The organism is Sinorhizobium sp. 22678 (assembly GCF_052044265.1).
GTDB lineage: Bacteria > Pseudomonadota > Alphaproteobacteria > Rhizobiales > Rhizobiaceae > Sinorhizobium > Sinorhizobium meliloti_A.
Window position 1 is genome coordinate 72,743 of record NZ_JBQEMS010000010.1, and the last position, 25,219, is coordinate 97,961.

21 protein-coding genes are annotated in these 25,219 nt (G+C 62.6%); 6 read left to right on the forward strand and 15 right to left on the reverse strand.

The window, feature by feature from the left end; all coding sequences use genetic code 11:
- Positions 1-2 precede the first annotated feature (2 nt).
- Positions 3-308, reverse strand: a complete 306-nt coding sequence (locus tag ACTJKL_RS16555) for an FAD assembly factor SdhE (RefSeq protein WP_338283042.1) — start codon at positions 306-308, stop codon at positions 3-5.
- Positions 309-424: 116 nt separating this feature from the next.
- Between ACTJKL_RS16555 and recG the strand changes: the two genes are divergently transcribed.
- Complete coding sequence (gene recG, locus ACTJKL_RS16560; RefSeq protein ID WP_440853333.1) at positions 425-2,530, forward strand: ATP-dependent DNA helicase RecG; 2,106 nt, start codon at positions 425-427, stop codon at positions 2,528-2,530.
- Positions 2,531-2,548: 18 nt separating this feature from the next.
- Here the strand turns inward: recG and ACTJKL_RS16565 are convergent, their stop codons facing one another.
- The 5 genes from ACTJKL_RS16565 to ACTJKL_RS16585 all read right to left on the reverse strand — a co-directional run bounded on the left by ACTJKL_RS16565 (position 2,549) and on the right by ACTJKL_RS16585 (position 8,994).
- Entirely contained in the window at positions 2,549-3,241 is a 693-nt protein-coding gene (locus ACTJKL_RS16565; protein WP_003537698.1) for a DUF502 domain-containing protein, read from the reverse strand.
- Positions 3,242-3,259: 18 nt separating this feature from the next.
- Positions 3,260-3,757, reverse strand: a complete 498-nt coding sequence (locus ACTJKL_RS16570; RefSeq protein WP_100673227.1) for a GNAT family N-acetyltransferase — start codon at positions 3,755-3,757, stop codon at positions 3,260-3,262.
- Entirely contained in the window at positions 3,754-5,580 is a 1,827-nt protein-coding gene (glmS, locus tag ACTJKL_RS16575) for a glutamine--fructose-6-phosphate transaminase (isomerizing) (protein ID WP_100673226.1), read from the reverse strand. Before glmS ends, ACTJKL_RS16570 begins: the two co-directional genes overlap by 4 nt.
- 243 nt (positions 5,581-5,823) lie before the next feature.
- Positions 5,824-7,194, reverse strand: coding sequence for a bifunctional UDP-N-acetylglucosamine diphosphorylase/glucosamine-1-phosphate N-acetyltransferase GlmU (gene glmU / locus ACTJKL_RS16580; RefSeq protein WP_018094979.1), 1,371 nt, complete (start codon positions 7,192-7,194; stop codon positions 5,824-5,826).
- A 153-nt stretch (positions 7,195-7,347) separates the two neighbouring features.
- Entirely contained in the window at positions 7,348-8,994 is a 1,647-nt protein-coding gene (locus ACTJKL_RS16585; protein ID WP_100673224.1) for a Na/Pi cotransporter family protein, read from the reverse strand.
- 351 nt (positions 8,995-9,345) lie between these two features.
- Here ACTJKL_RS16585 and ACTJKL_RS16590 point away from each other — a divergent pair, with 351 nt between their 5' ends.
- The 5 genes from ACTJKL_RS16590 to ACTJKL_RS16610 are packed head-to-tail and all read left to right on the forward strand — an operon-like array spanning position 9,346 to position 14,809.
- Positions 9,346-11,238 (forward strand): peptidylprolyl isomerase, encoded by a 1,893-nt coding sequence (locus tag ACTJKL_RS16590; protein WP_440853334.1) that lies wholly within the window; start codon positions 9,346-9,348, stop codon positions 11,236-11,238.
- A gap of 18 nt (positions 11,239-11,256) precedes the next feature.
- Positions 11,257-12,270, forward strand: coding sequence for an anthranilate phosphoribosyltransferase (trpD, locus tag ACTJKL_RS16595; RefSeq protein WP_440853335.1), 1,014 nt, complete (start codon positions 11,257-11,259; stop codon positions 12,268-12,270).
- A gap of 9 nt (positions 12,271-12,279) precedes the next feature.
- Positions 12,280-13,095 (forward strand): indole-3-glycerol phosphate synthase TrpC, encoded by an 816-nt coding sequence (trpC, locus tag ACTJKL_RS16600; protein ID WP_440853336.1) that lies wholly within the window; start codon positions 12,280-12,282, stop codon positions 13,093-13,095.
- Positions 13,095-13,589 (forward strand): cyclic pyranopterin monophosphate synthase MoaC, encoded by a 495-nt coding sequence (gene moaC / locus ACTJKL_RS16605; RefSeq protein ID WP_440853337.1) that lies wholly within the window; start codon positions 13,095-13,097, stop codon positions 13,587-13,589. The genes trpC and moaC overlap by 1 nt, the downstream gene beginning before the upstream one ends.
- Complete coding sequence (locus ACTJKL_RS16610) at positions 13,589-14,809, forward strand: molybdopterin molybdotransferase MoeA (RefSeq protein ID WP_440853338.1); 1,221 nt, start codon at positions 13,589-13,591, stop codon at positions 14,807-14,809. The genes moaC and ACTJKL_RS16610 overlap by 1 nt, the downstream gene beginning before the upstream one ends.
- 59 nt (positions 14,810-14,868) lie before the next feature.
- Here ACTJKL_RS16610 and ACTJKL_RS16615 read toward each other — a convergent pair whose 3' ends face one another.
- From ACTJKL_RS16615 to pcsA, 9 genes are all read right to left on the reverse strand, one after another.
- Positions 14,869-15,459, reverse strand: coding sequence for a hypothetical protein (locus ACTJKL_RS16615; RefSeq protein ID WP_440853409.1), 591 nt, complete (start codon positions 15,457-15,459; stop codon positions 14,869-14,871).
- A 125-nt stretch (positions 15,460-15,584) separates the two neighbouring features.
- Positions 15,585-16,877 (reverse strand): hemolysin family protein, encoded by a 1,293-nt coding sequence (locus tag ACTJKL_RS16620; RefSeq protein ID WP_440853339.1) that lies wholly within the window; start codon positions 16,875-16,877, stop codon positions 15,585-15,587.
- 669 nt (positions 16,878-17,546) lie between these two features.
- Complete coding sequence (locus ACTJKL_RS16625; protein WP_018094988.1) at positions 17,547-18,296, reverse strand: FadR/GntR family transcriptional regulator; 750 nt, start codon at positions 18,294-18,296, stop codon at positions 17,547-17,549.
- 176 nt (positions 18,297-18,472) lie between these two features.
- Complete coding sequence (locus ACTJKL_RS16630; protein WP_440853340.1) at positions 18,473-19,543, reverse strand: BMP family ABC transporter substrate-binding protein; 1,071 nt, start codon at positions 19,541-19,543, stop codon at positions 18,473-18,475.
- A 46-nt stretch (positions 19,544-19,589) separates the two neighbouring features.
- Positions 19,590-20,510, reverse strand: a complete 921-nt coding sequence (locus ACTJKL_RS16635) for an ABC transporter permease (protein WP_018094990.1) — start codon at positions 20,508-20,510, stop codon at positions 19,590-19,592.
- On the reverse strand, positions 20,510-21,604 hold the full coding sequence (locus tag ACTJKL_RS16640) for an ABC transporter permease (RefSeq protein ID WP_100673214.1): 1,095 nt from the start codon (positions 21,602-21,604) through the stop codon (positions 20,510-20,512). The genes ACTJKL_RS16635 and ACTJKL_RS16640 overlap by 1 nt, the downstream gene beginning before the upstream one ends.
- On the reverse strand, positions 21,594-23,180 hold the full coding sequence (locus tag ACTJKL_RS16645; protein ID WP_100673213.1) for an ABC transporter ATP-binding protein: 1,587 nt from the start codon (positions 23,178-23,180) through the stop codon (positions 21,594-21,596). The genes ACTJKL_RS16640 and ACTJKL_RS16645 overlap by 11 nt, the downstream gene beginning before the upstream one ends.
- Positions 23,181-23,324: 144 nt before the next feature.
- Positions 23,325-24,302: a quinone oxidoreductase family protein gene (locus ACTJKL_RS16650; RefSeq protein ID WP_100673212.1), complete on the reverse strand. Its 978-nt coding sequence runs from the start codon at positions 24,300-24,302 to the stop codon at positions 23,325-23,327.
- 53 nt (positions 24,303-24,355) lie between these two features.
- The gene (gene pcsA, locus ACTJKL_RS16655) at positions 24,356-25,081 is read right to left on the reverse strand and encodes a phosphatidylcholine synthase (protein ID WP_100673211.1); all 726 of its coding nucleotides are present in this window, start codon (positions 25,079-25,081) and stop codon (positions 24,356-24,358) included.
- Positions 25,082-25,219 lie beyond the last annotated feature (138 nt).

Below are 25,219 nucleotides of genomic sequence, written 5' to 3' on the forward strand. Positions count from 1 at the left end.
GTCTACTTCGTTTCGTGGCGAACCGGGGCGAAATCCGGGCGATAGGCAGCGATCCGGAAGAAGAGTTCGGTCGCATAACGCTCGGGCAGCGGTTTTTCTCCGGTGATCCAGCGGACGAGGTCGTTGTCCTCCTCCCCCATGATTGCTTCGAGTTCGTCGAGCTCCGCTTCGGACAAGGTGGCGAGCTCCGCCTCGGCGAACTGGCCGAGGATCAGGTCCATCTCGCGGATGCCGCGGTGCCACGCGCGGAAAAGAATCCTGCGCCGACGCGGGTCGAGATCGGCGCTCGTGCGCGAAATGCCGGTCATGGGATGTCCTTCCTGCCTCCGCCGCTCCGGCGGATCGAGATCATGGGCTCTATAAACGCTGGAAAGCGGGTTGTCAGCCTTGCCAAAGGCGGAATTATCGTCGCAATTTCATTGCTATGCGCCCTGCCCTGCTCGATCCGCTGTTTTCGCCCCTCGACACCTTGCCCGGCATCGGCCCGAAGACCGGCGAACTTTACGCGCGCCTGCTCGGGCGCGAGACGGTCGAAGACTGCCGCGTGGTCGATCTTGTCTTCCATATCCCTCATTCGCTGATCGATCGTCGCCGCCAACCCGGAATCGCCTATGCCCCCGATGGGTCGATCGTCACCATCACCGGACGTGTCGACCGGCACCAACCGGCTCCCGGCGGCAGATCGAACGCGCCCTATCGCGTCTTTCTCCACGACAAGACCGGCGAACTGGCGCTCACCTTCTTTCGCGTCAGGGGGAACTGGCTCGAGAAGGCCCTGCCCATCGATGAGACGGTGATCGTCAGCGGCAAGGTGGACTGGTTCAACGGGCGGGCTTCCATGGTCCACCCGGACTACATGGTCCGTGCGGCCGAATCGGAGAACATGCCGCTCGTCGAGCCTGTCTACGGGCTGACGGCGGGCCTGACCTCGCGGCCCCTTCGTAAGTCGATCGAGGCGGCAGTGGCACGCGTCCCGGACCTGCCGGAATGGCTGGATGAGGCACTTCTGCGCCAACAGGGCTTCAAGAGCGCCAAAGAAAGCTTCCAGCGCCTGCATGAACCGCGGGACGAAACCGATGTCGACGCACAGGCGCCCGCGCGCCGCCGGATCGCCTATGATGAGTTCCTGGCGGGGCAGCTTTCGCTCTCGCTGGTTCGCCAGCGATTGCGCAAAGTCGCCGGTACACCGATTCATCCGACCGGCCAGTTGAGCGGTCCGGTAATCGCCGCCCTGCCTTTCTCCTTGACGAAAAGCCAGTCGGCGGCCGTCGACGAGATCCTTGCCGACATGTCCGGAGCCGACCGCATGCTGCGGCTGCTGCAGGGAGACGTCGGCTCCGGCAAGACGGCCGTGGCCTTGATGGCGATGCTGGCGGCGGTGGAATCCGGCGGCCAGGCCGTGCTGATGGCGCCGACGGAAATTCTCGCGCGGCAGCACCACGCCACGCTTTCGCGGATGGCCGCGCCGGCGGGCATCACGATCGATATCCTCACCGGCAGGACGAAGGGCAAGGAACGGGACGCGATACTGGAACGCATTGCCTCCGGCGACACGCAGATGGTCATCGGCACACACGCACTCTTCCAGGACGCCGTGATCTATCGCCGGCTCGTCCTCGCCGTGGTCGACGAGCAGCATCGTTTCGGCGTGCATCAGAGGCTGCGGCTGACGGCCAAGGGGATATCTCCGCACATGCTCGTCATGACCGCGACGCCAATTCCGAGAACACTCGTGCTCGCCGCCTTCGGCGACATGGATGTATCCAAGCTCACCGAGAAGCCGGCAGGGCGCAAGCCGATCCAGACCGTCACGATACCGAACGAACGTACGGAGGAGATTGTGGAAAGGCTCGACGCAGCGCTCCGGCAGGGCAAGAAGGCCTATTGGATCTGCCCGCTCGTCGAGGAGTCCGAGGAGACCGACGCCATGTCCGCCGATGAGCGCTACCAGAGCCTTGCTCGACGGTTCGGCAAGGATGTCGGCCTGGTGCACGGGCGCATGGCAGGGCCGGACAAGGACGCCGTCATGCTCGCCTTCAAGAACGGTGAAATCCGTTTGCTCGTGGCCACGACGGTCGTCGAGGTGGGCGTGGACGTGCCGGATGCAACTATCATGGTCATCGAGCACGCCGAACGCTTCGGCCTTGCGCAGCTGCACCAGTTACGCGGCCGCGTAGGGCGCGGCGACGAAGCTTCGACCTGCATCCTTTTGTACAAGAGCCCGCTCAGCGAAGCAGGGCGCGCGCGTCTTTCGGTCCTGCGTGAAAGCGAAGACGGCTTCCTGATCGCCGAGGAGGACCTGAAGCTGCGCGGCGAAGGCGAGCTTCTCGGCACGCGGCAGTCCGGCACGCCGGGTTTCCTCATCGCAAGCCTCGAGTCGCATGCCGACCTCCTGGAGATGGCGCGCAAGGATGCCGCCTATGTCATAGACAGGGATCCGGAACTGACGTCGGAACGCGGTCAGGCGCTCAGGACGCTGCTCTATCTCTTCCGGCGCGACGAGGCGATCCGGTTCCTGCGGGCCGGCTGATCATCAACTCCCGGAACCTCATACGCTCTCCTGCTGTTTGATCGCACGCGGGGGCGCATTGGCCAGCGGGTTGTAATCCGGCGCAACGAGGCCTCCGGAGATCAGCAGCTTCGCAGCATCCTCGGCGCTCATCTGCAGAGGAATGATCTTGTCGCGCGGCACGAAGAGCAGGAAGCCGGCGGTGGGGATCGGCGTCGGAGGCAGGAAGACCGTCACCATGTCCATGCCGCGCTCGTCGAACCTGGCGGCGATCTCGCCCTTCACATCGGTGGCGATGAAGACCAGCGACCACAGCCCGGGGCTTGGATATTCGATCAGCCCCGCCCTCTTGAACGAGGACGACTGGTCCTGCAGCACGGTCTGGAAGATCTGCTTCAGCGACTTGTAGATGGAGCGGACGAGCGGCGTCCGGTTGAGGAGCGACTCGCCGAAGTTGATGATCGAACGTCCGACGAGGTTTGCGGTCAGGAAACCGACCAGGGTGATGACTACTACGGCGACGAGCAGCCCGAAACCCGGGATCGCGATCGGCAGATAATTATCGGGGTTATAAAAACTCGGCAGATACGGTTTCACCCATCCGTCGGCCCACTCGATAAAGGAGCGGACCAGCCACACCGTGATCGCCAGCGGCGCGCAGATGATAAGCCCGGTGAGAAAGTAGTTGCGCAGCCGGGCCGCGATGATGCCGCTTTTGGAACTTTCCGTCATGCCGTTGCCATCGATCCGTCAGTCCGCTCCGAAGGCGGGATGATAAGTGACGGTGCCGGAAACCAGTCCTCCCGACAAGGGTAAAGCCATGAAATATTGCGGCGCACAACCCGGAAAAACAAGAGCAGGCTCGTTGCGGAACCCGAATCTCTCGTAGAAGGCCGGATTGCCCGCGAGGACGCAGCCTGAAGCCCCCGCTTTGCGCAGCATGTCGAGCCCGCGCCGCACAAGTGCGCTCCCCGTGCCGCGTCCTTGCCGATCCGGTCGCACCGACACTGGGCCGAGCCCGTACCAGCCGACCGCGAACGGGGTGATCGTGACAGGCGAAAATGCGATGTGACCGATCACCTCGCCCTCTTCCTCGGCAACGAGGGAAAGCGTCATGGCGTCCTCGGAGCGCAGTCGGTCGATGATCCGGGCCTCCGTCTGGTCGCTATAGGGCTGCCCGGCGAAAGCCGCCTCGGTAATCTGCCGGATCGTCTCGGCATCGCCCGCGGTTTCCGGTCGGATGATCATTCGACCGTCACCGATTTGGCGAGGTTGCGCGGCTGGTCCACGTCGGTCCCCATGAAAACGGCCGTATGGTAGGCGAGAAGCTGGACCGGCAATGAGAAGATCATCGGCGCGATGATCTCGTCGACTTCCGGCAGCACGATCGTGTGCATCGTATCGAGCTTCGACGCGGCCGCACCTTTCTCGTCGGTTATCAGGATGATGCGGCCACCGCGCGCGGCCACCTCCTGCATGTTCGATACCGTCTTGTCGTAAAAGCGGTCATGCGGCGCGATGACGATGACGGGCATGTTTTCGTCGATCAAGGCGATCGGTCCGTGCTTCAGCTCGCCCGCGGCGTAACCTTCGGCGTGGATATACGAAATCTCCTTGAGCTTCAGCGCCCCTTCCATTGCCAGCGGGAAGCTGGTGCCGCGGCCGAGATAGAGCACGTCGTGGCATTTGGACAGTTCGCGCGACAGACTCTCGATCTTCGGCTGGATGCTGTTCAGCACCTGACCCATGATGCGCGGCATTTCGGCAAGGCTCTTTACGAGCGCTTGCTCCTCTTCGTCGCTGATCGTCCCGCGGGCCTTGCCCGCGCCGACGGCGAGTGCGGCCAGAACCGCAAGCTGGCAGGTGAAGGCCTTGGTCGAGGCGACGCCGATCTCAGGGCCCGCAAGGATCGGAAAGACGGCGTCGGATTCCCGCGCGATGCTCGACTCGCGGGCGTTGACGACCGCGCCGATCTTGAGGCCGTGCTCCTTGCAATATCTCAGGGACGCCAGAGTGTCGGCGGTCTCGCCTGACTGTGAGATGAAAAGAGCCGCCGACTGCGGCGACAGCGGTATCTCGCGGTAGCGGAATTCGGATGCGACGTCGATTTCGACTGGCAGGCGGGCATAGCGCTCAAACCAGTATTTGCCGATCAGGCCGGCGAGATAAGCGGTGCCGCAGGCAGAGATCGCCAGGCTCGGGATCTTGCCGAAATCGATGGCGTCGGAAATCGGAACGACACGATTCTCTATGAAATTGACATAGTGCCCGAGAGCATGGGCGATGACCTCCGGCTGCTCGTAGATCTCCTTCTCCATGAAATGGCGATGGTTGCCCTTGTCCACCAGAAAGGCAGCAGCCGTCGAAATCTGGCGCGGACGCTCGACGACATTGCCGTCGAAATCGAAGATATGGACCCCGGTCTTGCCGATGACGGCCCAGTCACCATCGATGAGATAGGTGATTTCATTGGTGAAGGGCGCAAGCGCGATCGCGTCCGAACCCAGGAACATCTCGCCGTTGCCGTGGCCGATCGCCAGCGGCGGTCCGTTGCGCGCCGCCATGATGGTCGACCGATCGTCTTCGAAAAGGACGGCCAGTGCGTAGGCGCCCTTGACGCGCTTCAGCATGGCATGCATCGCCTCGCGCCGCCCAAGGCCGTCCCGGCGAAACTTTGCCAGAAGATGCGCGACGACCTCGGTGTCCGTCTCCGTCTGGAATTCGGCGCCTGCTGCTGCAAGCTCGTCCTTGAGCTCGGCGAAATTCTCGATGATGCCGTTGTGAACCACGGCGACGCCTTCGGTGAAATGCGGGTGGGCGTTGCGTTCCGTGGGTGCTCCATGGGTTGCCCAGCGCGTGTGGGCGATGCCGATGGTGCCCGCCAGAGGCTCCTCTCTCAACCTGCTCTCGAGGTTGACCAGCTTGCCCTCGGCGCGCCGGCGCTGCAGCTTTCCCCCGTCGATCGTCGCGACGCCGGCCGAATCATAGCCGCGATACTCCAGGCGCTTCAATGCTTCGACCAGCCGCTCCGATACCGGCTGATTCCCGACGATGCCAACAATCCCGCACATATCCCTCTCCGCGTCTCTTCACGCCCTGCGGCGTATCAGCTCAAAAGTAACGACCACTGCATGTTTCCTCGAGTCGTACCGGCTCAAGGACAGGAATATGCAGCAACCCTAAAATGCCGCAGCGATCATTGCGCGTCTGGCAAGCGCGCGGCGCCGCAGGTGCCCGTTGAAAGCCTTGGTAGCGAAATTGCGTCGCGACGCAATCCGTTTTGATTTCACTTTCAGTTTCAATATTTAATGCGTCTACTCCGCGGCCTTTGCCCGCTTCCTGGCTGCCTTTTCCGCCTCGTAGCGCTCGCGCAATACGGGCGCCCTGCCGGGCTTGATGTCCTGGCGCGCACGGCCGAAAGCGACCGCATCCTCCGGCACGTCTTCCGTGATGACGCTTCCGGACGCCACGAGCGCCCCGTCGCCGATCGAAACCGGAGCGACGAGCGACGAATTGGAGCCTATGAAGGCGTTCGCGCCGATGCGGGTGACATGCTTGTTCACGCCATCGTAGTTGCAGGTAATGGTACCGGCGCCGATATTGGATCCGGCGCCGACGAAGGCGTCGCCGATATAGGTGAGGTGATTGACCTTGGCTCCGGCACCGATCTCCGCGTTCTTCACCTCGCAGAAATTGCCGACCTTCGACTTCGCTCCGAGGTCGGCGCCCGGGCGCAGGCGCGCGAAAGGTCCGACCGTAGCGCCGGCACGGACGTGAGCGCCTTCCAGATGGGAGAAGGCGTGGATGACCGCACCGCTTTCCACGCGCACGCCGGGCCCAAAGACGACGTTCGGCTCGAGGAGAACGTCCTGGGCAAGTGTGGTGTCCCATGAGAGGAAGACGGTCTCGGGTGCGATCATCGACACGCCCGCCAGCATCAGTTCGTGACGACGGCGCTGCTGCCAGAGGCGCTCGATATAGGCAAGCTCGGCGCGGGTGTTGCAGCCGGTGAGTTCTTCTTCGGGCGCTTCGACAGCGATTGCACGGCCACCGAGGGACCGCACGATCTCGACGAGATCGGTCAGGTAGTATTCGCCTTTCGCATTGGCGTTGCCGATCCGGTCCAGGAGATCGAGGGCCTTGCGGCCGTCGATCGCCATCAGCCCGCCATTGCAATAGGTGATGCGGCGCTCCTCGTCGGAGGCGTCCCGGTGTTCTCGGATGGCGACCAGCGCTCCATCCTTCACGATGAGACGCCCGTATCCGGTCGGGTCCGCCGCCTGGAAGCCAATCACCACGACGTCATCTCCGGCCGCAAGCCCGTCGCGGGCAGCCTTCAAGGGTGCGGCGGTGATAAGCGGCGTGTCTCCGAAAACAACGAGAACGTCGTCATAGCCTCTAGCGATCGCATCTCGGGCAGCAAGCACGGCGTGGGCGGTCCCAAGTCGCTCTTTCTGAAGAAAGGACGTGACGGCCACTTCGCCGGTAGCCGCCGCTGCAGACACGGCATCCGCATCGCGCCCGACGACCAGCGCCACATCGGAGATCGATGCACTCGCCAGGGCGTCGACGACGTGGGCGATCATCGGTCGCCCGGCAACCGGATGCAGCACCTTCGACATGGCCGATTTCATCCGCGTGCTCTCGCCAGCCGCCAGGATGATCGCCAGGCAAGTCCGTTCCATACTCTGATCTCCTTGATACCCTCTCGGGACATTTTTCCGACGCGGCGTCTCGCGCCTGCCCGCGCGCTTTTTGCGCGTTCCTATCAGCAACATATTGCGAGAACCATAATTCGCACAATCACGTCGCGTTAATCCGGTTCAAACCGTATGATATCAGCCCGGCGGCCGCAGACGGCTTTCGGTGAGCAGGCCGCTCTCCTCCAGAATGGGATAGGCGACGGAGGCGATGTGCGCGTTGATGCGCTTCAGGTCCCGCAGCATGTCGAGGTGCAGCGAACTGGTTTGCAGGCTTTCCAGAAGGCCATCACGCAACCGCTCCAGGTGGCGCTCTGCGGAGCGTTTCTCCATATGCCGCACGTCGACCTTGACCTCGATGAGATGACGCGCCAGGTCGGCATTGCGGGTGACGAAGATGGTCTGCGCGATGCGCAGATTGTCGATGGTGAGGTTAAAAAGGCCCTTCAGCTCCTGATAGCCATCCTCCGAGAACCGCAAGCCGCCCCTCACCTTCTTGGCGATCTGTTCACAGAGACCCTTTTCGATGATGTCGCCCATGTGCTCGAGATTGATGGCATAGTCGATGATCACGATCGAACGGCGCCCGTCCTCCTCGTTCAAGCCATCGCGGCCAAGCCGGGACAGAAAGATTTTCACTTCCTGCTGCAGGAGGTCGACCTGCCGCTCGATATTCTCGATATCGCCCAATTCGTTGACATCATTCTTGCTGAACGCCTCGGAGGCCCGCATCAGCATGACCTCGATCAGGTCGCCCACCCTCAGGACCTCTCGCGTAGCGCCGGAAAGAGCCATCACCGGCGTATCGAGCGCCGCCTCATCGAGGTAGCGCGGCCCGGTTTCGGCCGCTTCGTCGTCGGGGAAGAACCGGTTCATGGTGCGGGCGAGCAACCCCGCGAAGGGCCAGGCAACCATCGCCAGCACCAGATTGAACAGCAGGTGAACGTCGACGGGCAGGTTCTGCCGCGGCAACGGCAGGCTCTGCAGGAAGTCGGCGCTGGCGCCAACCGCCGGAAGGGCGATGAGACAGCCGATGCCGCGCACCACGAGGTTGCCCAGCGTGACCCGGCGGGCGGCCGGCGGCGAGCCGAGCGTGGTGATGACCGGCGGGATCGCGCCACCGAGATTGGCACCGAGCACCAGAGCGACCGTCAATACGGGAGAAAGTACGCCGGCGGATGAAAGCGACAGCACCAGCATGACGACGGCGAGGCTGGACGATGACGCAAACGCAAGACCGGCGGCAATGATCATCGCCACGGGCAAGGCGTTGTCGAGCATGCCGAGAAACGCTCCCAGAGCCTGGGATTGGCGCATCGGCTCGGTCGCCGTGCCGAGCAGTTCGAGCGACAGAAGCATCAGACCGATGCCCACGAGCGCGTAGCCGGCGCCCTGGCGCGCGCTCGACCGGCTCATGCGGTGGGTGGCCACGCCTGCGAGGATGAGCAGCGGCGAAAGCCATCCGATGCCGAGTGCGACGATCCAGGCCGTCATCGCGGTGCCGACATTGGCCCCCAGCAGCACGATCTGCGCCATCTGCGAACGGATGAGCCCCTTCTCGACGAAAGAGGCCGTCATGAGTGCCGTGGCCGTCGAACTCTGGAGCCCGAGCGTTGCGACGAGCCCCGTCGCAAAAGCCCGGAAGGGACCGTTCGTTCCGCGCGCAAGACCTGCGCGCAGGCGCGCCCCGAAGGCACGCGTCACCCCGTCCTTGACCAGCGACAGGCCGAAGAGCAGCAGCGCAACTGCACCAAAGAGATTGACCATCACGATCGTGGACTGCATGGAGGTGATTTCCCGTAATGGCCGACGGATCGAAAGTCCCGGTCGAGTATCGAAAAACGATTCCCAGCAGTTTGCCACAGTGGGGCGCGCTTCCAACGCCTAATTTGCAGCTCGCTTTAAGTTGCCGGCTAACAAATTCCGACATTGCCTTCGTCGTTAGCGCCTTTTGCAGCCTTTGCTCTTGAATGCCCCTGCAGCCCTGATGCGCGCTGTCATGGTGATGGGGTGGCAAGTTCAACTCCGCCGGCGGCAATTTGCGACGAACCGGCCTTCAATTCCTCTCTGGTTTGTTCTAAGGAACGAATTCATTCGGCGTAATGCCGACGCATCCCAACGAGGTTTTCTGCCCCCATGCTCGACTCCCTGAGAAACGCTGCCCAGACCCGGGTCGTCAAAGGCCTGCTGGCCCTTCTCATCCTCTCATTCATGGTGTGGGGTGGTCAGACGTTGATGGTGCCAAGCACTCCCAATGCTGTCGTTACCGTCGGCGACATCAAGGTATCGGCGAGCGACTTTCGCCTGGCTTACGAACGGCAGATCGCCCTGCTCTCGCGCCAGCTCGGTACGCCTTTGTCGCGCCAGCAGGCACAAGCCTTTGGCGTCGAGAACCAGGTCTACGCCCAGCTCGTCGCCGGTGCCGCCCTCGACCAGCTCGCTACCGACATGAATCTCGGTCTTTCGGAAGACAGGCTTGCGCGGCTGATCGGCGAAGACCCGGCCTTCCATGGCGTCAACGGGCAGTTCGATCGGCTGACATTTTCGAGCGTGCTGCGCAATGCCGGGCTGACCGAGCAGGATTACATCAACAACCGCAGCCAGGTCGCGGTTCGATCGCAGATCGTCGATGCGCTCACGGATGGTTACACGGCGCCCAAGGTACTCGTCGACGCCATTGGCAATTACCGTCACGAGACGCGCACGATCGACTATCTGCTGCTTTCCAACGCAAATATCGATGCGGTCAAAACGCCGGGCGACGAGGTGCTCGCGCCCTGGTTCGAAAGCCGCAAGGCGAACTATCGCGCTCCGGAATACCGCAAGATCAGCTACATCAAGCTGGAGCCCGAGGACCTGGCCGCACCCGACGCGGTAACGGAGGAAGAGCTTCGCGCCGATTATGAGAAGCGCAAGGAGAGCTACCGCACGCCGGCAACGAGGACGGTCGAGCAGCTCACCTTCCCGTCGCGCGAGGCCGCCGACGCCGCGGCCGCCAAGCTTGCGGCCGGCACGTCCTTCGACGATCTGGTCAAGGCCGAGGGCAAGACGTCGGCAGATGTACTCCTCGGCGACTTCACCAAGGATCGCATGCCCGACGCAAAGATTGCCGACGCAGCCTTTGCCGTTGCCCAGGATGGCGGCACCACGCCCGTCGTCGAAGGTGCATTCGGCCCGGTCATCCTGCGCGTAACCAACATCCGGCCCGATGCGGTTCGCAGCTTTGACGAAGTCAAGGAAGAACTGCGCAAGGAAATCGCCCTCGACGCCGCCCGCGAGCAGCTCGTCGGCCTTCATGACAAGATCGAAGATGAACGCGCCGGCGGCGTGACCGTCAAGGAGATCGCCGAACAGCTGAAGCTCAAGCTCGTCACGGTCGACGCGGTCGACGCTTCCGGCAAGGATCAAAACGGCGACGAAGTTAAGGACCTTCCGGAACCGCGCGCCCTTCTCCAGGAAGTCTTCAAGGCTGATGTCGGAACGGATACCCTTGCCGTCAATATCGGGCGCGACGGCTCCGCATGGTACGATGTCGAGGAAATCATTCCGGCCCGGGACCGGACGCTTGACGAAGTGCGCGACGAAGTGGCCGCCGACTGGACTGCGGAGCAGCAGCGCGCGGCACTGGCCGCCAAGGCGAAGGAACTCAAGGAACGCATCGAGAAGGGCGCCAAGCTCGCCGATATCGCAAGCGAACTCGGCCTTGTCGTCGAGACCAAGACCGGGCTGACCCGCGGGACCAACGATGCGAGTCTGAGCCCTGCCGCGGTGATCGCGGCCTTCGGCGGCCCGAACGGCCATGTCGCCAATGCCCCGGGGATCGGCGGCGATGGCCAGGTGCTCATGCAGGTTACATCGGTCGAAGAGAAAGCGCCTGCCGACGCCCTCGACAACGACAGCAGCCAGATCGAAGCGATTGCGCGCGCGAGCGGTGACGACATCCTGGATCAGATGGTCTCCACCTTGCAAACCGCCTACGGCGTTTCGATCAACCAGTCGCTTGCCGAAACGGCCCTGGCGCAACGGTGACGACGGAGAAGCGAACCCATGAGTGATTTGAAACCGTTCGTCGCGAAAGTCGCAGCGCGCGAGGCACTGAGTCGCGAGGATGCGCGCGCGGCCTTCGAGATCATCATGTCCGGAGCCGCCACGCCATCGCAGATCGGCGGTTTTCTGATGGCGCTCCGGGTGCGTGGCGAAACGGTCGACGAGATCGTGGGCGCGGTCGGCGCCATGCGCGCACGCATGTTGCCCGTGGAAGCGCCTGACGGTGCGATCGACATCGTCGGCACGGGCGGCGACGGTGCCGGTACCTACAACATTTCCACACTCGCCGCGCTGATCGTCGCGGGTGCCGGTGTACCGGTCGCCAAGCATGGCAACCGCGCGCTCAGCTCGAAGTCCGGAACGGCCGATGCGCTCTCCTGCCTTGGGGTCAATCTCGAGATCGGACCCGCGACAATCTCGCGCTGCATTGCCGAGGCCGGTCTCGGCTTCATGTTCGCCCAGCAGCACCATTCGGCCATGCGCCACGTCGGCCCGACGCGGGTGGAACTTGGCACGAGGACCATTTTCAATCTGCTCGGCCCCCTCGCCAACCCCGCCGGCGTCAGACAGCAGCTCGTCGGCGTCTATGCGCCGCAATGGGTCGACCCGCTCGCGGAAGTGCTCCGCGATCTCGGTTCGCAAAGCGTCTGGGTCGTGCATGGCGAAGGGCTCGACGAGATCACCACGACCGGCGTGACCAAAGTGGCGGCGCTGAAGGACGGCACGATCACCAACTTCGACCTGACGCCGGCCGATTTCGGCCTCGAACGGGTGTCGCTCGATGCCTTGAAGGGCGGAGACGGAGCCCACAATGCCGCTGCGTTGCAGGCCGTTCTCGACGGCGCGGAAAATGCCTACCGGGACATTTCCCTTGCGAATGCCGCCGCTTCGCTGATGATAGCAGGGCGCGCCAGGGACTTGTCCGAAGGCATGGCGCTGGCCCGGCAATCGCTTTCGAGCGGCGGTGCCAAGGTCGCCTTGCAGCGGTTGATCACCGTCTCGAACGCGGCTTGAGGAGAAGACATGACGGACATCCTGCGCCGCATCGAAGCCTATAAGCGAGAGGAGATCGCCGCTGCGAAAGCGCGCGTGCCGCTCGAAGAGTTGAAGGCGCGGGCCGCCGATCAGTCGGCGCCGCGCGGTTTCCACGCCGCGCTTGTGGCCCGGCGGGAAAAAGGCCAGTTCGGGCTGATCGCCGAAATCAAGAAGGCGAGCCCCTCGAAGGGTTTGATCCGGCCCGATTTCGACCCTCCGGAACTGGCGAAGGCCTATGCCGCGGGCGGCGCTGCCTGCCTCTCCGTCCTGACCGACGCGCCGAGCTTCCAGGGGGCGCCGGAGTTCCTGACGAAGGCACGCGAGGCCTGCCCGCTGCCGGCTCTGCGCAAGGACTTCATGTTCGACACCTATCAGGTTTTCGAAGCGCGCGCCTGGGGCGCCGATTGCATACTGCTGATCATGGCTTCGCTTGGCGACGATGATGCGCGCCGGCTGGAAGAAGCCGCGTTTGCACTCGGCATGGATGTCCTCGTCGAAGTACACGACGCGGAGGAGATGGAGCGAGCACTTCGCCTGTCATCGCCGCTCGTCGGGATCAACAACCGTAATCTCAGGACGTTCGAGGTCGACCTCGCCGTCTCCGAACGGCTCGCGACAATGGTTTCCTCAGACCGTCTCCTGGTCGGCGAAAGCGGCGTTTTCACCCACGAAGACTGCCGGCGCCTCGAGAAGAACGGGATTACGACCTTCCTGGTTGGTGAAAGCCTGATGAGGAAGGACGACGTGGAGGCGGCGACGCGCGCGCTGCTGACCGGCTCGGCAAATATCCTGGCGGCAGAGTGATGAGCGGGCCGACCCTCACCCATATAGACAGCGCCGGCGAAGCCCGCATGGTCGATGTCGGCGACAAGGCCGAGACGGTCCGTATCGCTGTCGCGGAGGGCTTCGTCAGGATGAAGCCGGAGACGCTGACACTCATTCGCGAAGGAATTGCCAAGAAGGGCGACGTGATCGCGACCGCCCGGCTGGCGGGCATCATGGCCGCCAAGCAGACATCCAGCCTCATTCCGCTCTGCCATCCCTTGATGCTGACGAAAGTGTCCGTCGATATTACGCCGGATGACGCCCTTCCCGGATTGCGGGTCGAAGCGATGGCGAAGCTGACCGGACGGACGGGTGTCGAAATGGAGGCGTTGACCGCCGTCAGCGTAGCCTGCCTGACGATATACGACATGGCCAAGGCCGCTGACCGGGAAATGGAGATCTGCGGGGTGCGGCTGGTCAGCAAGTCGGGCGGGCGTTCCGGCGATTATCACCGCGGGGGAGAGATGCGCTGATGTCGCTTCTTTCGGTCGAGGAAGCACTTCAGAGGATTTTGGCCAGGGCCAATCCGCTGCAACGGACGGAGCGCGTTTCGCTGCATGAATGCCTCGGAAGGGTGCTCGCCGAGAACGTAGCGGCCAAGCTGACCCACCCCCCTTTCGACAATTCCGCGATGGATGGTTATGCCGTCCGCTACGAGGATATCTCCGAAGTCGGAGCGGAGCTCTCCGTTATCGGCCAGTCGGCCGCAGGACACCGTTTCCGCGGCGAGGTGAAAGGCGGGGAAGCCGTACGCATCTTTACCGGCGCGCCGGTACCTGCAGGCGCCGATACCGTCATCATTCAGGAAGACACGGAAAAACTGCCGGACGGACGCATCCGCACCCTGTTTGCGCCGGCAAAGGGCCGCCACATCCGTTTGGCGGGCCAGGATTTCCTGGCAGGTGACGTCGCGCTTTCCGCCGGAAGCGCGCTCGATGCCGGCCGCCTGACGCTCGCGGCCGGGATGAATCATCAGGACCTGCCGGTTTTCTCGCGAACCAAGGTTGCAATCATCGCCACGGGCGACGAATTGTTGCCGCCGGGAAGTACCCTCGGCCCCGACCAGATCATCGCTTCCAACAGTTTCGGGATCGCTGCGGTTGCCCGCGAAAATGGGGCCGAAGTTCTTGATCTCGGCATTGTCGGCGACGATCGGACGGCGATCGCCAGCGCCGTCGCCAAGGCACAGGCAGCCCAGGTGGACGTGCTGGTAACACTCGGAGGAGCCTCGGTCGGCGATCACGATCTCGTCCAGTCGACGCTTCTCGGCTGTGGCATGACGCTGGACTTTTGGCGCATCGCCATGCGACCGGGAAAACCGCTGATGGTCGGCGATCTCGACGGCGTCACGGTGCTCGGCCTTCCCGGAAACCCGGTTTCGAGCCTCGTCTGCGCCCTGCTCTTCCTCGAGCCTTTGACGCGCAAGCTTTCGCATCTTCCGCCCCGTTCGAGACTGGTCGATGCACGGCTTGCCGCAACGCTACCGGCCAATGACCGGCGCCAGGATTATATACGTGCCCGCCTCACGCTCGAGGCGGACGGTTCGCTCGTGGCGCATCCCTTCCCGCGGCAGGATTCGTCCATGGTCAGCGTTTTCGCGCAGTCCGACGGGTTGATCGTGCGGCGACCGGGTGCTCCCGAAGCCGCAAGCGGAGAGCCATGCAGGGTTTTCAGGCTCAGAGATCCTGCCTGACTTGCGTTGGACCTAATTGAAATGCCCTCGAGATCGGCGAAGAAGGCTGGAGAGCTGAGCTACGGCGCCCTGCTCGCGGGAGGTTTTTCCTGCGCCGCTTTCCGAAACAACAAGGCCGATGCGACCCAGAGCATTGCGAACAAGGCATTGACGCCAAGGACCTCCAGCGGCGGACTTGCCGGGTAACCCATCCCTGCGGCTACCGCGACCGCGGCGACCAGCGCCTGCGCGAGCGCGGTTGCGAAGAAAGCGCGTGCCATTCCGGCCGGCTGAAAGCGCGCAATGAAGGCGCTGATGATGCCGAACGCCAGCACCCCGCCATAGAGGAGGTTGGCGGGGTCATCCTCGGTCCCGATGATGCCGACCGCGAGATTCGCCCACACCAGGAGGAATGCTGTCGCCAGCGCAAGGCCGATGGCTGCGCGGTATGCGTTGCCGGCAGAGAACCTCGCCGACGCCTCGTAGACGCCGCCTGCGGCGATCAGCATGGCTCCGAAGACAGCGAAATCGGCGACATCCCAGGCCACTTCCTCCGTGACTTGCATTGCGAGCAAGGGCAGCAGCATAAGCGCTGCGGCCGCGCCCCACGCCGCTCTCCTCCAGAGTCTCCCGCGTCCCTTACGATTTTCCGCCTTCGCCGCCATCTGGATCGCCCGCGCGCATTTACCTCGACTACTTCCAAGCGGATCGCGGTGATTTTAGGTCGGATCGACCTGAAATCATGAATGTGATCGATTCCGATGAGTCGAGACGCGGGATGTCGCGGAAAACCGCGTCATGAAAGTGTTTCACCGGCCCGGCTGACGAGGATCTTGTCGATGCGTCGGCCGTCCATGTCGATCACCTCGAAGCGGTAGCCGTGGGCCTCGGCGGTGTCGCCCTCCTCCGGAGTCTTGCGCAACTGCTGCACCAGGAAGCCGGCTATGGTTTCGAAATCGCCGTCCGCTTCGATTCCATCGATGCCGATCTGGAGGTGAATTTCATCGATCGGCGTCCGTCCGTCTACGATATAGCTGCCGTCGTCGCGCTGGCGAATGAGAGCGTGTTCGGAATTATCATAATTCGACGGGATGACGCCGACGATTGCCTCCAGGATGTCGGCGGTGGTGATGATCCCCTCCGTGCTCCCGTATTCGTCGACAATCATCGCCATATTGATGCTGGACGACTTGAAGGCTTCGAGAGCCTTCAGACAGGAGGCCGTCTCCGGCAGAGTAAGAATGTCGCGGACATAATCGCGGATGTTGAAGGGCGCGGCCGGCGCAACATTCAATATTTCCTTGGTAAGGACCGCGCCGATGACATCACCCGATGGGCCGTCGATGACCGGATAGCGGGAATGGCCGAATTGCCGGATCTTCTGTCCGATCGTCTCCAGGCTGTCGTGAACGTCGATGAAACCGACCTCTGTGCGGTGGGTCATGATCGATTTGACGTTGCGATCGCCGAGGCGGATGATTCGCCGCAGCATCTCGTGCTCGCTCTTCTCGATGGCGCCGCTTTCGACGCCTTCCGCCATGATCGCCTGCACTTCCTCTTCGGTGACGCGATCGGCATCCTCCGGCCTCATGCCCATGAGCCGCATCGCAATAGAGGCCGCCGTTTCGAAAATAAAGACGACCGGCGCTGCGATACGGGAAAGCAGCGCCATCGGACCGGCGACGAACATGGCCAGCCCTTCCGGATTTCGCAGCGCCAGCTGCTTGGGGATGAGCTCGCCGATGACCACCGACAGAAATGTAATCAGCGTGACGACGAGTGCGACCGCGACGGTGTCGCCGTAAGGGCTGATCCAACCGATGTCGTTCAGGAACGGAGCAATCTTTGCCGCGATGGTCGCGCCGCCATAGGCGCCCGCGAGGATGCCGACAAGGGTGATGCCGACCTGCACCGTCGACAGGAACTTGCCCGGATCCTCGGCGAGCGTGAGCGCGGCCTCCGCGCGCCGGTTACCCTGCTTCACCATCTGACGAAGCAGCGGCTTGCTTGCCGAGACGATTGCCATTTCCGACAACGCGAAGAAAGCGTTGATCAAGAGCAGAATGAAAATGACAAGAAGCTCGAACATAGTCTCCGGTTCACCGTTGAAGAAAAGGCGGCCGCGCGACTGCCCGCTTCCCAGATAGGCTAAGCCGCATGGTCGGGCAAGGCCACCAGCAGGATTTCACGGCCGGGCACCGGAGCCTGGATCGCGATGTTCTGAGGTCGGCTCGACCTAAAAGCATGAACGTAAGTTAGAGCGGGAAGTCCGAGCGGCGTCTCATAAGACGGGCGGCGCTGTAGGAACGTATCGGAGGACTGCAATCTCTCCTCCCCTCATCCCTGTGCTCGTCACAGGGATCCAGCAGCGCCGCGTCTGCGGCGCGGGAAGCGCTCTTTCAGCCCAAGGACTTGGTCTGGCTGGATTCCTGTGACAAGCACAGGAATGAGGGACCGCGGATGTGCGGCTACTACAACTTGCGCTTGCGAATAATGCGAGGGAATGTTCAACCTGTGACGCAATGAAACGCGCGCCGAGGCGTCGCACCTCTCTATCCTCATCCCTGTGCTCGTCACAGGGATCCAGCAGCGCCGCGTCCGCGGCGCGGGAAGCGTTCTTTCAGCCCAAGGACTTGGTCTGGCTGGATGCCTGTGACGAGCACAGGAATGAGGAAGTCAAAAAAAGCGCGGCGGGTGTCCCGAATCTCAACAGGCCTTAGAAGGCCGCTGTCTTGTCAAAGTGTTTGAGGGCCTTCGGTCAGGCTTCTGCACCGCCGCCGCTTAGCGCCTGACGGATACGCGCACGCCCTACCTTGATCACGTGCTCCATCGCCAGGCGTGCAGCCGCCTCGTCGCGTTTGCCGATCGCCTCGACGATGCGGATATGGTTGCGCGCAACTTCGTCGATGCCGCCCTTCTCGGCTGTCGGCGAACTGAGCTTGAACACGCCGACAAGGGCTGCCTCGATCAAGCCCCCGACGGTACGTAGAAAGGGATTGCCGGATGCTTCGATGACCGAGAGATGGAACTTGAGATCCGCTACGGCGAGGCTCTCGGGGGTGTGATTCGCCTCGCCCATGGCGACGGCGAGCCGCATCATCCCCGCGATTTCCGCATCCGATGCGTTTCTTGCCGCCAGTGCCGCAGCATGGGTCTCGAAGGCAAGCCGTACCTCGCTCAGATGGTAGAGAAAGTCCTCATCGACGCCGCAGGCGAAATGCCAGGTGAGAATGTCGCTGTCGAAGAGATTCCATTCCTTTCGGGGCGTGACGCGCGTGCCGATCCGGGCGCGCGGAACGATCATGCCCTTGGCGGCAAGCGTCTTCATCGCTTCGCGCAGTACCGTCCGCGAGACGCGGAAACGGAGCGCCAGTTCAGGATCTCCGGGGAGAATGCTGCCGACCGGGAACTCGCCCGAAACGATCGCCTTGCCGAGCTGATCCACGACCTGTGCATGGCTCGTCCGCTTCGGCGTGCCGGATATCACGGTCTCAAGCACGCTCTTCAACCACTCCTCCCCAGGGAAACTCCTCATCGTCAGCGTGATTCTTGCCGGCGACGATCAACACTAGATCGAATAGACGATTCCTGAAAGGCCTGCGGAGAGTTGCAGGCAGGCCGTCGGACTATAGAAAACCCCGCGCACGAGGCGCGGGGTTGCAAGGCCGTGCTTCGGGCGTTCGACTATTGCGGCAGCTTGTCGTCTACGCCTTCGACATAGAAGTTCATGCCGAGCAGCGTCGCGTCGTCGGCGGTCTCGCCCTCTTTCAGCCACGGGCTGCCATCCTGCTTGTTGAGCGGACCGGTGAACGGCTTCAGTTCGCCGGACTTGATTTTCGCCTCCGTCGCTTCCGCCATCGCCTTCACGTCATCGGGCATGTTGGTGTAGGGCGCCATGGTCAGGATGCCGTCCTTCAGGCCGTCCCAGCTCGAAGTCGTCGACCATGTTCCATCGAGGAAGGCTTTGGTGCGCTTCACATAGTAGGCGCCCCAGGTATCGACGATCGCAGTCAATTGCGTCTGCGGGCCGGCGGCAATCATGTCGGATGCCTGACCGAAAGCCTTGATACCGCGCTCGGCTGCGACCTGCATCGGCGCGGTCGTGTCGGTATGCTGAGTGATGATATCGACGCCCTGGTCGATGAGCGCCTTGGCGGCGTCCGCTTCCTTGCCCGGATCGAACCAGGTGTTCGCCCATACGACCTTGATCTTGAAGTCCGGATTGACCGCCCGGGCACCGATGACGAAGGCGTTGATGCCCATCACCACCTCGGGAATCGGGAAGGAGGCGATGTAGCCGGCAACGCCCTTTTCCGACATTTTCGCGGCGATCTGGCCTTGGATGTAGCGGCCTTCGTAGAAACGGCTGTTATAGGTGGCCACGTTCGGCGCGGTCTTGTAGCCGGTCGCGTGCTCGAACTTCACATCCGGGAATTTTCCGGCAACCTTGATCGTAGCATCCATGAACCCGAAGGACGTGGTGAAAATCAGACCACAGCCGGAACGCGCCAGGCGCTCGATCGCGCGTTCGGCGTCCGGACCTTCCGGCACGTTTTCCAGGAACTGCGTTTCGATCTTGTCGCCGAGTTCCTTTTCGAGCTCCTGGCGGCCGATGTCGTGGGCCTGGGTCCAGCCGCCGTCTGTCTTCGAGCCGACATAGATGAAGCAGATCTTTGCCTTCTCCTGAGCGCTTGCAGCCGGCGCGATACCGAGCACGGCGACGGTGGTTGCGAGGGCGACGAGTAGTTTTTTCATTTTTAACCTCTGTCGGTTTGAGAAATGTCCGTCTGGCTGTTGTTCTTCACCGGTCCGGCACAAACGGCTTGCCGAGCGATGCCGGCGTATTGATCAGGGTCATGCGCCGGTTATGCGATATGAGAATGAGTACGACAATCGTCGCGAGATAGGGAAGCGCAGTCAGGAACTGCGAGGGAATGCCGATGCCGAAAGCCTGCGCATGAAGCTGGCTTATCGAGACGGCTCCGAAGAGATATCCTCCGGCGACCACGCGCCAGGGCCGCCAGGAGGCAAAAACCACCAATGCCAGCGCGATCCAGCCGCGGCCGGCCGACATGTTCTCCACCCATTGAGGCGTGTAGACGAGCGACAATTGCGCGCCGGCAAGTCCGGCGCAGGCGCCGCCGAACAGAACGGCCAGGTAGCGGGTGCGAATGACGTTCACGCCGAGGGCGTGGGCCGAGGCGTGGCTGTCGCCTACCGCCCGCAACTTCAACCCCGCACGGCTCCGGAACAGAAACAGATGGACGCCCACCACGATCGCAACCGACGCATAGAATATGGCGTCCTGCCGAAACAAAAGCGGTCCTACGACCGGTATCTTCGACAGGAGCGGAATTGCAATCGGCTGCAGCTTGATACCCTGCATCCCGAGAAAACTTTCTCCGACCATCCCGGAAACGCCGAGCCCGAGGAGCGTGAGCGCCAGGCCGGTCGCTACCTGGTTGGCAACGAGCGTCAGCGTCAGGAAGCCGAACAGCAGCGAAAAAACGGCGCCGGCAGCGATGCCGGCAAGAATTCCCACATAGGGCGAGCCGCTGAGCTGCGTCGCCGCGAAGGCGCAGACAGCTCCCATGATCAGCATGCCTTCGACGCCGAGGTTGAGCACGCCGGACCGTTCGGCGACGAGCTCGCCCAGGGCGGCGAGGACCAGTGGCGTCGCAGCCGTGATGACGCTTAAGAGGATTGCTTCGACTATGCCCATCAGTGCGCCTCTTCCGTCTTGACCGCTGCGAAGCGATCCCACACCAGCCTGATGCGATAGTGAATGAGCGCGTCGCACGACAGCACGAAGAACAGCAGCAGCCCCTGGAAGACGCGCGTCACCTTGTCGGATACGCCGATCGAAAGCTGCGCGGCCTCACCGCCGAGATAAGTCAACGCCAGGACGAGACCGGCGGCCACGATTCCGAGCGGATTGAGCCGGCCGAGGAACGCGACGATGATGGCGGTGAAGCCGTAACCGGGCGAGATCACCGGACGCAGCTGCTGCATGGCTCCACTCACTTCCGAAATGCCGGCGAGCCCCGCCAGCGCGCCGGAAAACAGCATCGAGAACCAGATCATCCTGCGCGAGGAAAAGCCGGCAAATCGCCCTGCCCGCTCGGATTGGCCGAGAACGGTGATTTCGAATCCCTTCAACGTATAGCGCATCATGAACCACACCAGCACCGCCGCGATGATCGCGAAGGCAAAACCCCAATGCGTACGCCCCGAGGCGAGCATTTCGGGAAGGACAGCGTCCGTGCCGAACGTTCGCGTTTCCGGGAAGTTCATACCTTGAGGGTTGCGCCAAGGGCCACGCACGAGCCAGTCGAGAAAGAGCTGGGCCACATAGACCAGCATCAGACTCGTCAAGATCTCGTTCGTATTCATATGCGCCTTCAGGAAGGCCGGTATCGCGGCGAAGAGCGCTCCACCGAGCATGCCGAGAAGCATCATCAGCGGCAGTATCAACGGCGACTGCCAATCGTAGAAGAGTACCGGGAGGGCCGAGCCGGCGATTGCGCCCATGATGAACTGCCCTTCTGCGCCGATGTTCCAGTTGTTGGAGCGGAAGCAGACGGAGAGCCCGACGCCGATCAGGATCAGTGGCGCCGCCTTGATCGCGAGTTCGTGCAGCGACCAGACCTCGCTCAGCGGCTCCACGAAGAAGCTGTAGAGCGCGGTCGCCGGATTCTTGCCGAGCAATGCGAACATCACGCCGCCGAAGATGATGGTCAGCGCAAAAGCGATGAACGGCGAGAGGATGGAAAACAGCGTCGAGGCCTTCGCGCGCTTTTCAAGTTCAATGCGCATGCGCTGCTCCCGTACCTTCCGCCCCGCCTTCCGATCGGCCATGCATGCCACCCATCAACAGGCCGATCTTTTCGCGCGAAAGTTCACGGGCCGGATAGGGATCGGAGAGACGCCCGTCGCTTATGACGGCAATCTCGGTCGCCACTTCGAATATTTCATCGAGGTCCTGACTGATGACAAGGACAGCGGATCCCGCTTTTGCGAGATCGACCAAGGCCTGACGGATACGGCTCGCCGCTCCGGCGTCGACGCCCCAAGTGGGCTGGTTGACGACGAGCACGGCCGGCTGACGGTCGAGTTCCCGTCCGACGATAAACTTCTGCAGATTGCCGCCGGAGAGTGATCCGGCCGGCGGATCCTCGCCGCTCTTGCGCACGTCCATCGCCTCGGCAATCCGCTTCGTCGCCGCCTGGACGGCGCCGTGGCGGATGATCTTCAGTGCGCCGCCGCCGAGAAAAGCCCGGCGATCCGATTGGCTGCGCGCGAGCACGAGATTGTCGGAGAGCGACAGCGCCGAGACCGCGGCGTGCCCATGGCGCTCCTCCGGCACAAAACCGGCGCCCATCAGACGGCGGGCATTGATGTTTCTGGTCCCCACCGGCCGCTGGCGGATCTGGATGGCATTGTCGTCGGCGACCGGATATTCGCCCGACAGCGCATCGAAGAGCTCGCTCTGCCCGTTGCCGGCCACACCGGCGATCGCGAGCACCTCGCCTGCCCTGACCTTGAGACAGATGTTCTTCAAGGAGACCGCAAAGGGCGTGCGCGCCGCGACGGAAAGATGCCGCGCCTCCAACTGCACGTCGCCTCTGGTGCTCGTTCCCTCCGGCGTCACGACGGCAACGTCGCTGCCTACCATCATGCGTGCAAGAGAGGCGGGCGTTTCCGCGCGCGGATCGCAGGCGCCGGTTACCTTGCCGTGTCTCAGCACCGTCGCGCGGTCGCAGATGCGCTGCACTTCCTCGAGACGATGGCTGATATAAAGGACGGAACGCCCCTCCGATCGCAATTTCTGCAGCGTCTCGAAAAGGCGGTCGGCTTCCTGGGGCGTCAGCACCGAAGTCGGTTCGTCGAGAATGATGAGCTGCGGGTTCTGCAGGAGAGCCCGGACGATTTCGATCCGCTGCCTTTCGCCGACCGAGAGATCGGCGACATGCGCCTTCGGATCGAGCGGCAGGCCATAGATGCGCGACAGCCGTGACGCTTCCTCGGCAACCCGGGCAAGCGAAACCGACCTGTCCATCGAAAGGGCGATATTCTCGGCGACCGTCAGTGCCTCGAACAGAGAGAAATGCTGAAAGACCATGCCTATGCCGAGCCGGCGGGCGTCGCTCGGGCTGCCGATGCGAACATTCGACCCCTGCCACATGACCTCGCCGGCGCTCGGCGCGAGCACGCCGAACAGCATCTTCACCAGCGTCGACTTTCCCGCGCCGTTCTCGCCGAGCAGCGCGTGGATTTCTCCGGGTTCTATCTGCAGATCGATTGCATTGCAGGCCGCGAACGAGCCGAACAATTTCGTAAGGTTGCGAACGGCCAGCAGCGGGCCGCTCGCGGTTTGTCCCTTTTCAGGCACGCTGCCCTCTTCCCCTCTTCGATCCCCGCTCGCCATACTGCACGTTCCTTTGATCGTACCCGATCAATCGACAAGAACCTGCAGCCACGTGAAGACTACGGCGACCTTCGCGTCCGATAAGACGCCGGCGCCGTAAGGCCTCTGTCAGGGAATCAGCAATGTCGTTCCACTTGTTTTTCTTGTTTCGAGATCCGTATGCGCCCGACCGGCTTCGGCGAGCGGATAGGTCTGATTGATATTGATACGCACTTTGTTGCTTTGCACAACATCAAACAGGGAATTTGCACATGCCTCCAGGGCCGGCCGGGTCGCGACATACGTGAAGAGCGTCGGGCGCGTCGCATAGAGCGCGCCCTTCTGCGCCAGGATACCGATGTTGAAAGCATCCACCGGCCCGGAGGAATTGCCGAAGCTGGCCCAGAGGCCGCGCGGCTTCAGGCAGTCGAGCGAGGCCGGATAGGTGTCGCGCCCAACGGAATCGTAGACGACATCGACGCCGCGCCCGCCGGTCAAGTCCTTGACGCGCTCCACGAAATTGTCCGTGCGGTAGTTGATGACGTGGTCGTAACCATGGGCAAGAGCCAGATCGATCTTCTCCTGCGATCCGGCTGTTCCGATCACCGTCGCACCAAGTGCCTTGGCCCACTGCCCCGCAATGAGCCCGACGCCGCCGGCGGCGGCGTGAAAGAGCAAGGTCGTCTCCGGGCCTACCTTGAAGGTCTGGTTGAGAAGGTATTGCGCGGTCATGCCCTTGAGCATCATCGCAGCCGCCGTCTCCAGGCTGATTCCGTCCGGCACCTTCAAGAGTTGCGAGGCGTCTACGTTGCGCTCGCTGGCATAGGCGCCGTCAGCGGATGCATAGGCGACGCGGTCGCCGACCGAAAACATGCTGACCCCATCGCCCACCGCAGTCACTACCCCGGCGCCTTCCTTGCCCGGAACGAAGGGAAGTCCGGTCGCCGACTTGTAAAGGCCGGTGCGAAAATAGACGTCGATGAAGTTGAGGCCGATCGCCACCTGCCGGATCTGCACTTCGCCGGGTCCGGGCGCCGCAAGCGTCACGCCCTCCATCTTCAGAACTTCCGGTCCGCCAAGTTCGCGAACGACGATCGCCTGTGCCATGTCCAACTCCTAATCGATTGCGATGATTTCGGGCCGAGCCTGACCGATCGCGCTCAGGCACGCCCGAGTTTCGGGAATATCTGCAGTATGAAACCGATGACGTAGAGGTAAAGCCCGGTTGCCACGACGCCCACCACAACCCAGGGCGGGGTCTTGAAATGCAGGAGCAAGGCATACATGCCGAGCACCGACCAGATGAGAAAGACGCCGAGATTGAGCGGCCTCAGCCTTTTCACACGCACCGGATGCAGGAAGTTGATGGGCAGGAACGTCAAAATCACGGAGAGGAAGACGACAATCGATGCAGTGACTTCGCTCGCCTGGATCACAAAAAGGGTGAAGACGACCATGTTCCAGACGACCGGAAATCCGGAGAAGAAATACTCATCCGTCTTCATCCCCATATCCGCATAGTAGATAGCGCTCGAAACCACGATCGCTCCGGCGGCCACGAACGACCAGGGTTCGCCGATCATGCCGCTCTGGTAGAGCGCGAAGGCCGGCAGCAGCACATAGGTCACGTAGTCGATGACGTTGTCGAGCGTATCGCCGGACCAGTTGGGCAGCACCTCCTTGACCTGGACCTTGCGGGCGATCGGCCCGTCGATGCCGTCGACGAGCAAGGCCAGACCGAGCCACCAGAACATGTCGACGAAGCGGTGCTCTGCCGCAGCGACGACGCCGAGAAAGGCCAGGAACGATCCGGACGCTGTAAGGATATGCACGGAAAAGGCGCGGATTTCCGCGTAAGGAACGCGTCTGTAATTGAAGAACTTCATGTGCGAAGCCGCCCTGTCCCTTGTCCCGGTCCCTCTGCGCCGCCAGTCAGCCGCTATTTCAGCACCGGCACCACTTTGGCCGTAATATGCACCGTTTGCCGAGCATCGCCAGCAAATTCCAACCGTTCGCCGCTTTGA

Coding starts and splice junctions, on each gene's coding strand:
- ACTJKL_RS16555 (WP_338283042.1), bottom strand. CDS start 308: ATGACCGGCATTTCGCGCACGAGCGCCGATCTCGACCCGCGTCGGCGC.
- recG (WP_440853333.1), top strand. CDS start 425: ATGCGCCCTGCCCTGCTCGATCCGCTGTTTTCGCCCCTCGACACCTTG.
- ACTJKL_RS16565 (WP_003537698.1), bottom strand. CDS start 3,241: ATGACGGAAAGTTCCAAAAGCGGCATCATCGCGGCCCGGCTGCGCAAC.
- ACTJKL_RS16570 (WP_100673227.1), bottom strand. CDS start 3,757: ATGATCATCCGACCGGAAACCGCGGGCGATGCCGAGACGATCCGGCAG.
- glmS (WP_100673226.1), bottom strand. CDS start 5,580: ATGTGCGGGATTGTTGGCATCGTCGGGAATCAGCCGGTATCGGAGCGG.
- glmU (WP_018094979.1), bottom strand. CDS start 7,194: ATGGAACGGACTTGCCTGGCGATCATCCTGGCGGCTGGCGAGAGCACG.
- ACTJKL_RS16585 (WP_100673224.1), bottom strand. CDS start 8,994: ATGCAGTCCACGATCGTGATGGTCAATCTCTTTGGTGCAGTTGCGCTG.
- ACTJKL_RS16590 (WP_440853334.1), top strand. CDS start 9,346: ATGCTCGACTCCCTGAGAAACGCTGCCCAGACCCGGGTCGTCAAAGGC.
- trpD (WP_440853335.1), top strand. CDS start 11,257: ATGAGTGATTTGAAACCGTTCGTCGCGAAAGTCGCAGCGCGCGAGGCA.
- trpC (WP_440853336.1), top strand. CDS start 12,280: ATGACGGACATCCTGCGCCGCATCGAAGCCTATAAGCGAGAGGAGATC.
- moaC (WP_440853337.1), top strand. CDS start 13,095: ATGAGCGGGCCGACCCTCACCCATATAGACAGCGCCGGCGAAGCCCGC.
- ACTJKL_RS16610 (WP_440853338.1), top strand. CDS start 13,589: ATGTCGCTTCTTTCGGTCGAGGAAGCACTTCAGAGGATTTTGGCCAGG.
- ACTJKL_RS16620 (WP_440853339.1), bottom strand. CDS start 16,877: ATGTTCGAGCTTCTTGTCATTTTCATTCTGCTCTTGATCAACGCTTTC.
- ACTJKL_RS16630 (WP_440853340.1), bottom strand. CDS start 19,543: ATGAAAAAACTACTCGTCGCCCTCGCAACCACCGTCGCCGTGCTCGGT.
- ACTJKL_RS16635 (WP_018094990.1), bottom strand. CDS start 20,510: ATGGGCATAGTCGAAGCAATCCTCTTAAGCGTCATCACGGCTGCGACG.
- ACTJKL_RS16640 (WP_100673214.1), bottom strand. CDS start 21,604: ATGCGCATTGAACTTGAAAAGCGCGCGAAGGCCTCGACGCTGTTTTCC.
- ACTJKL_RS16650 (WP_100673212.1), bottom strand. CDS start 24,302: ATGGCACAGGCGATCGTCGTTCGCGAACTTGGCGGACCGGAAGTTCTG.
- pcsA (WP_100673211.1), bottom strand. CDS start 25,081: ATGAAGTTCTTCAATTACAGACGCGTTCCTTACGCGGAAATCCGCGCC.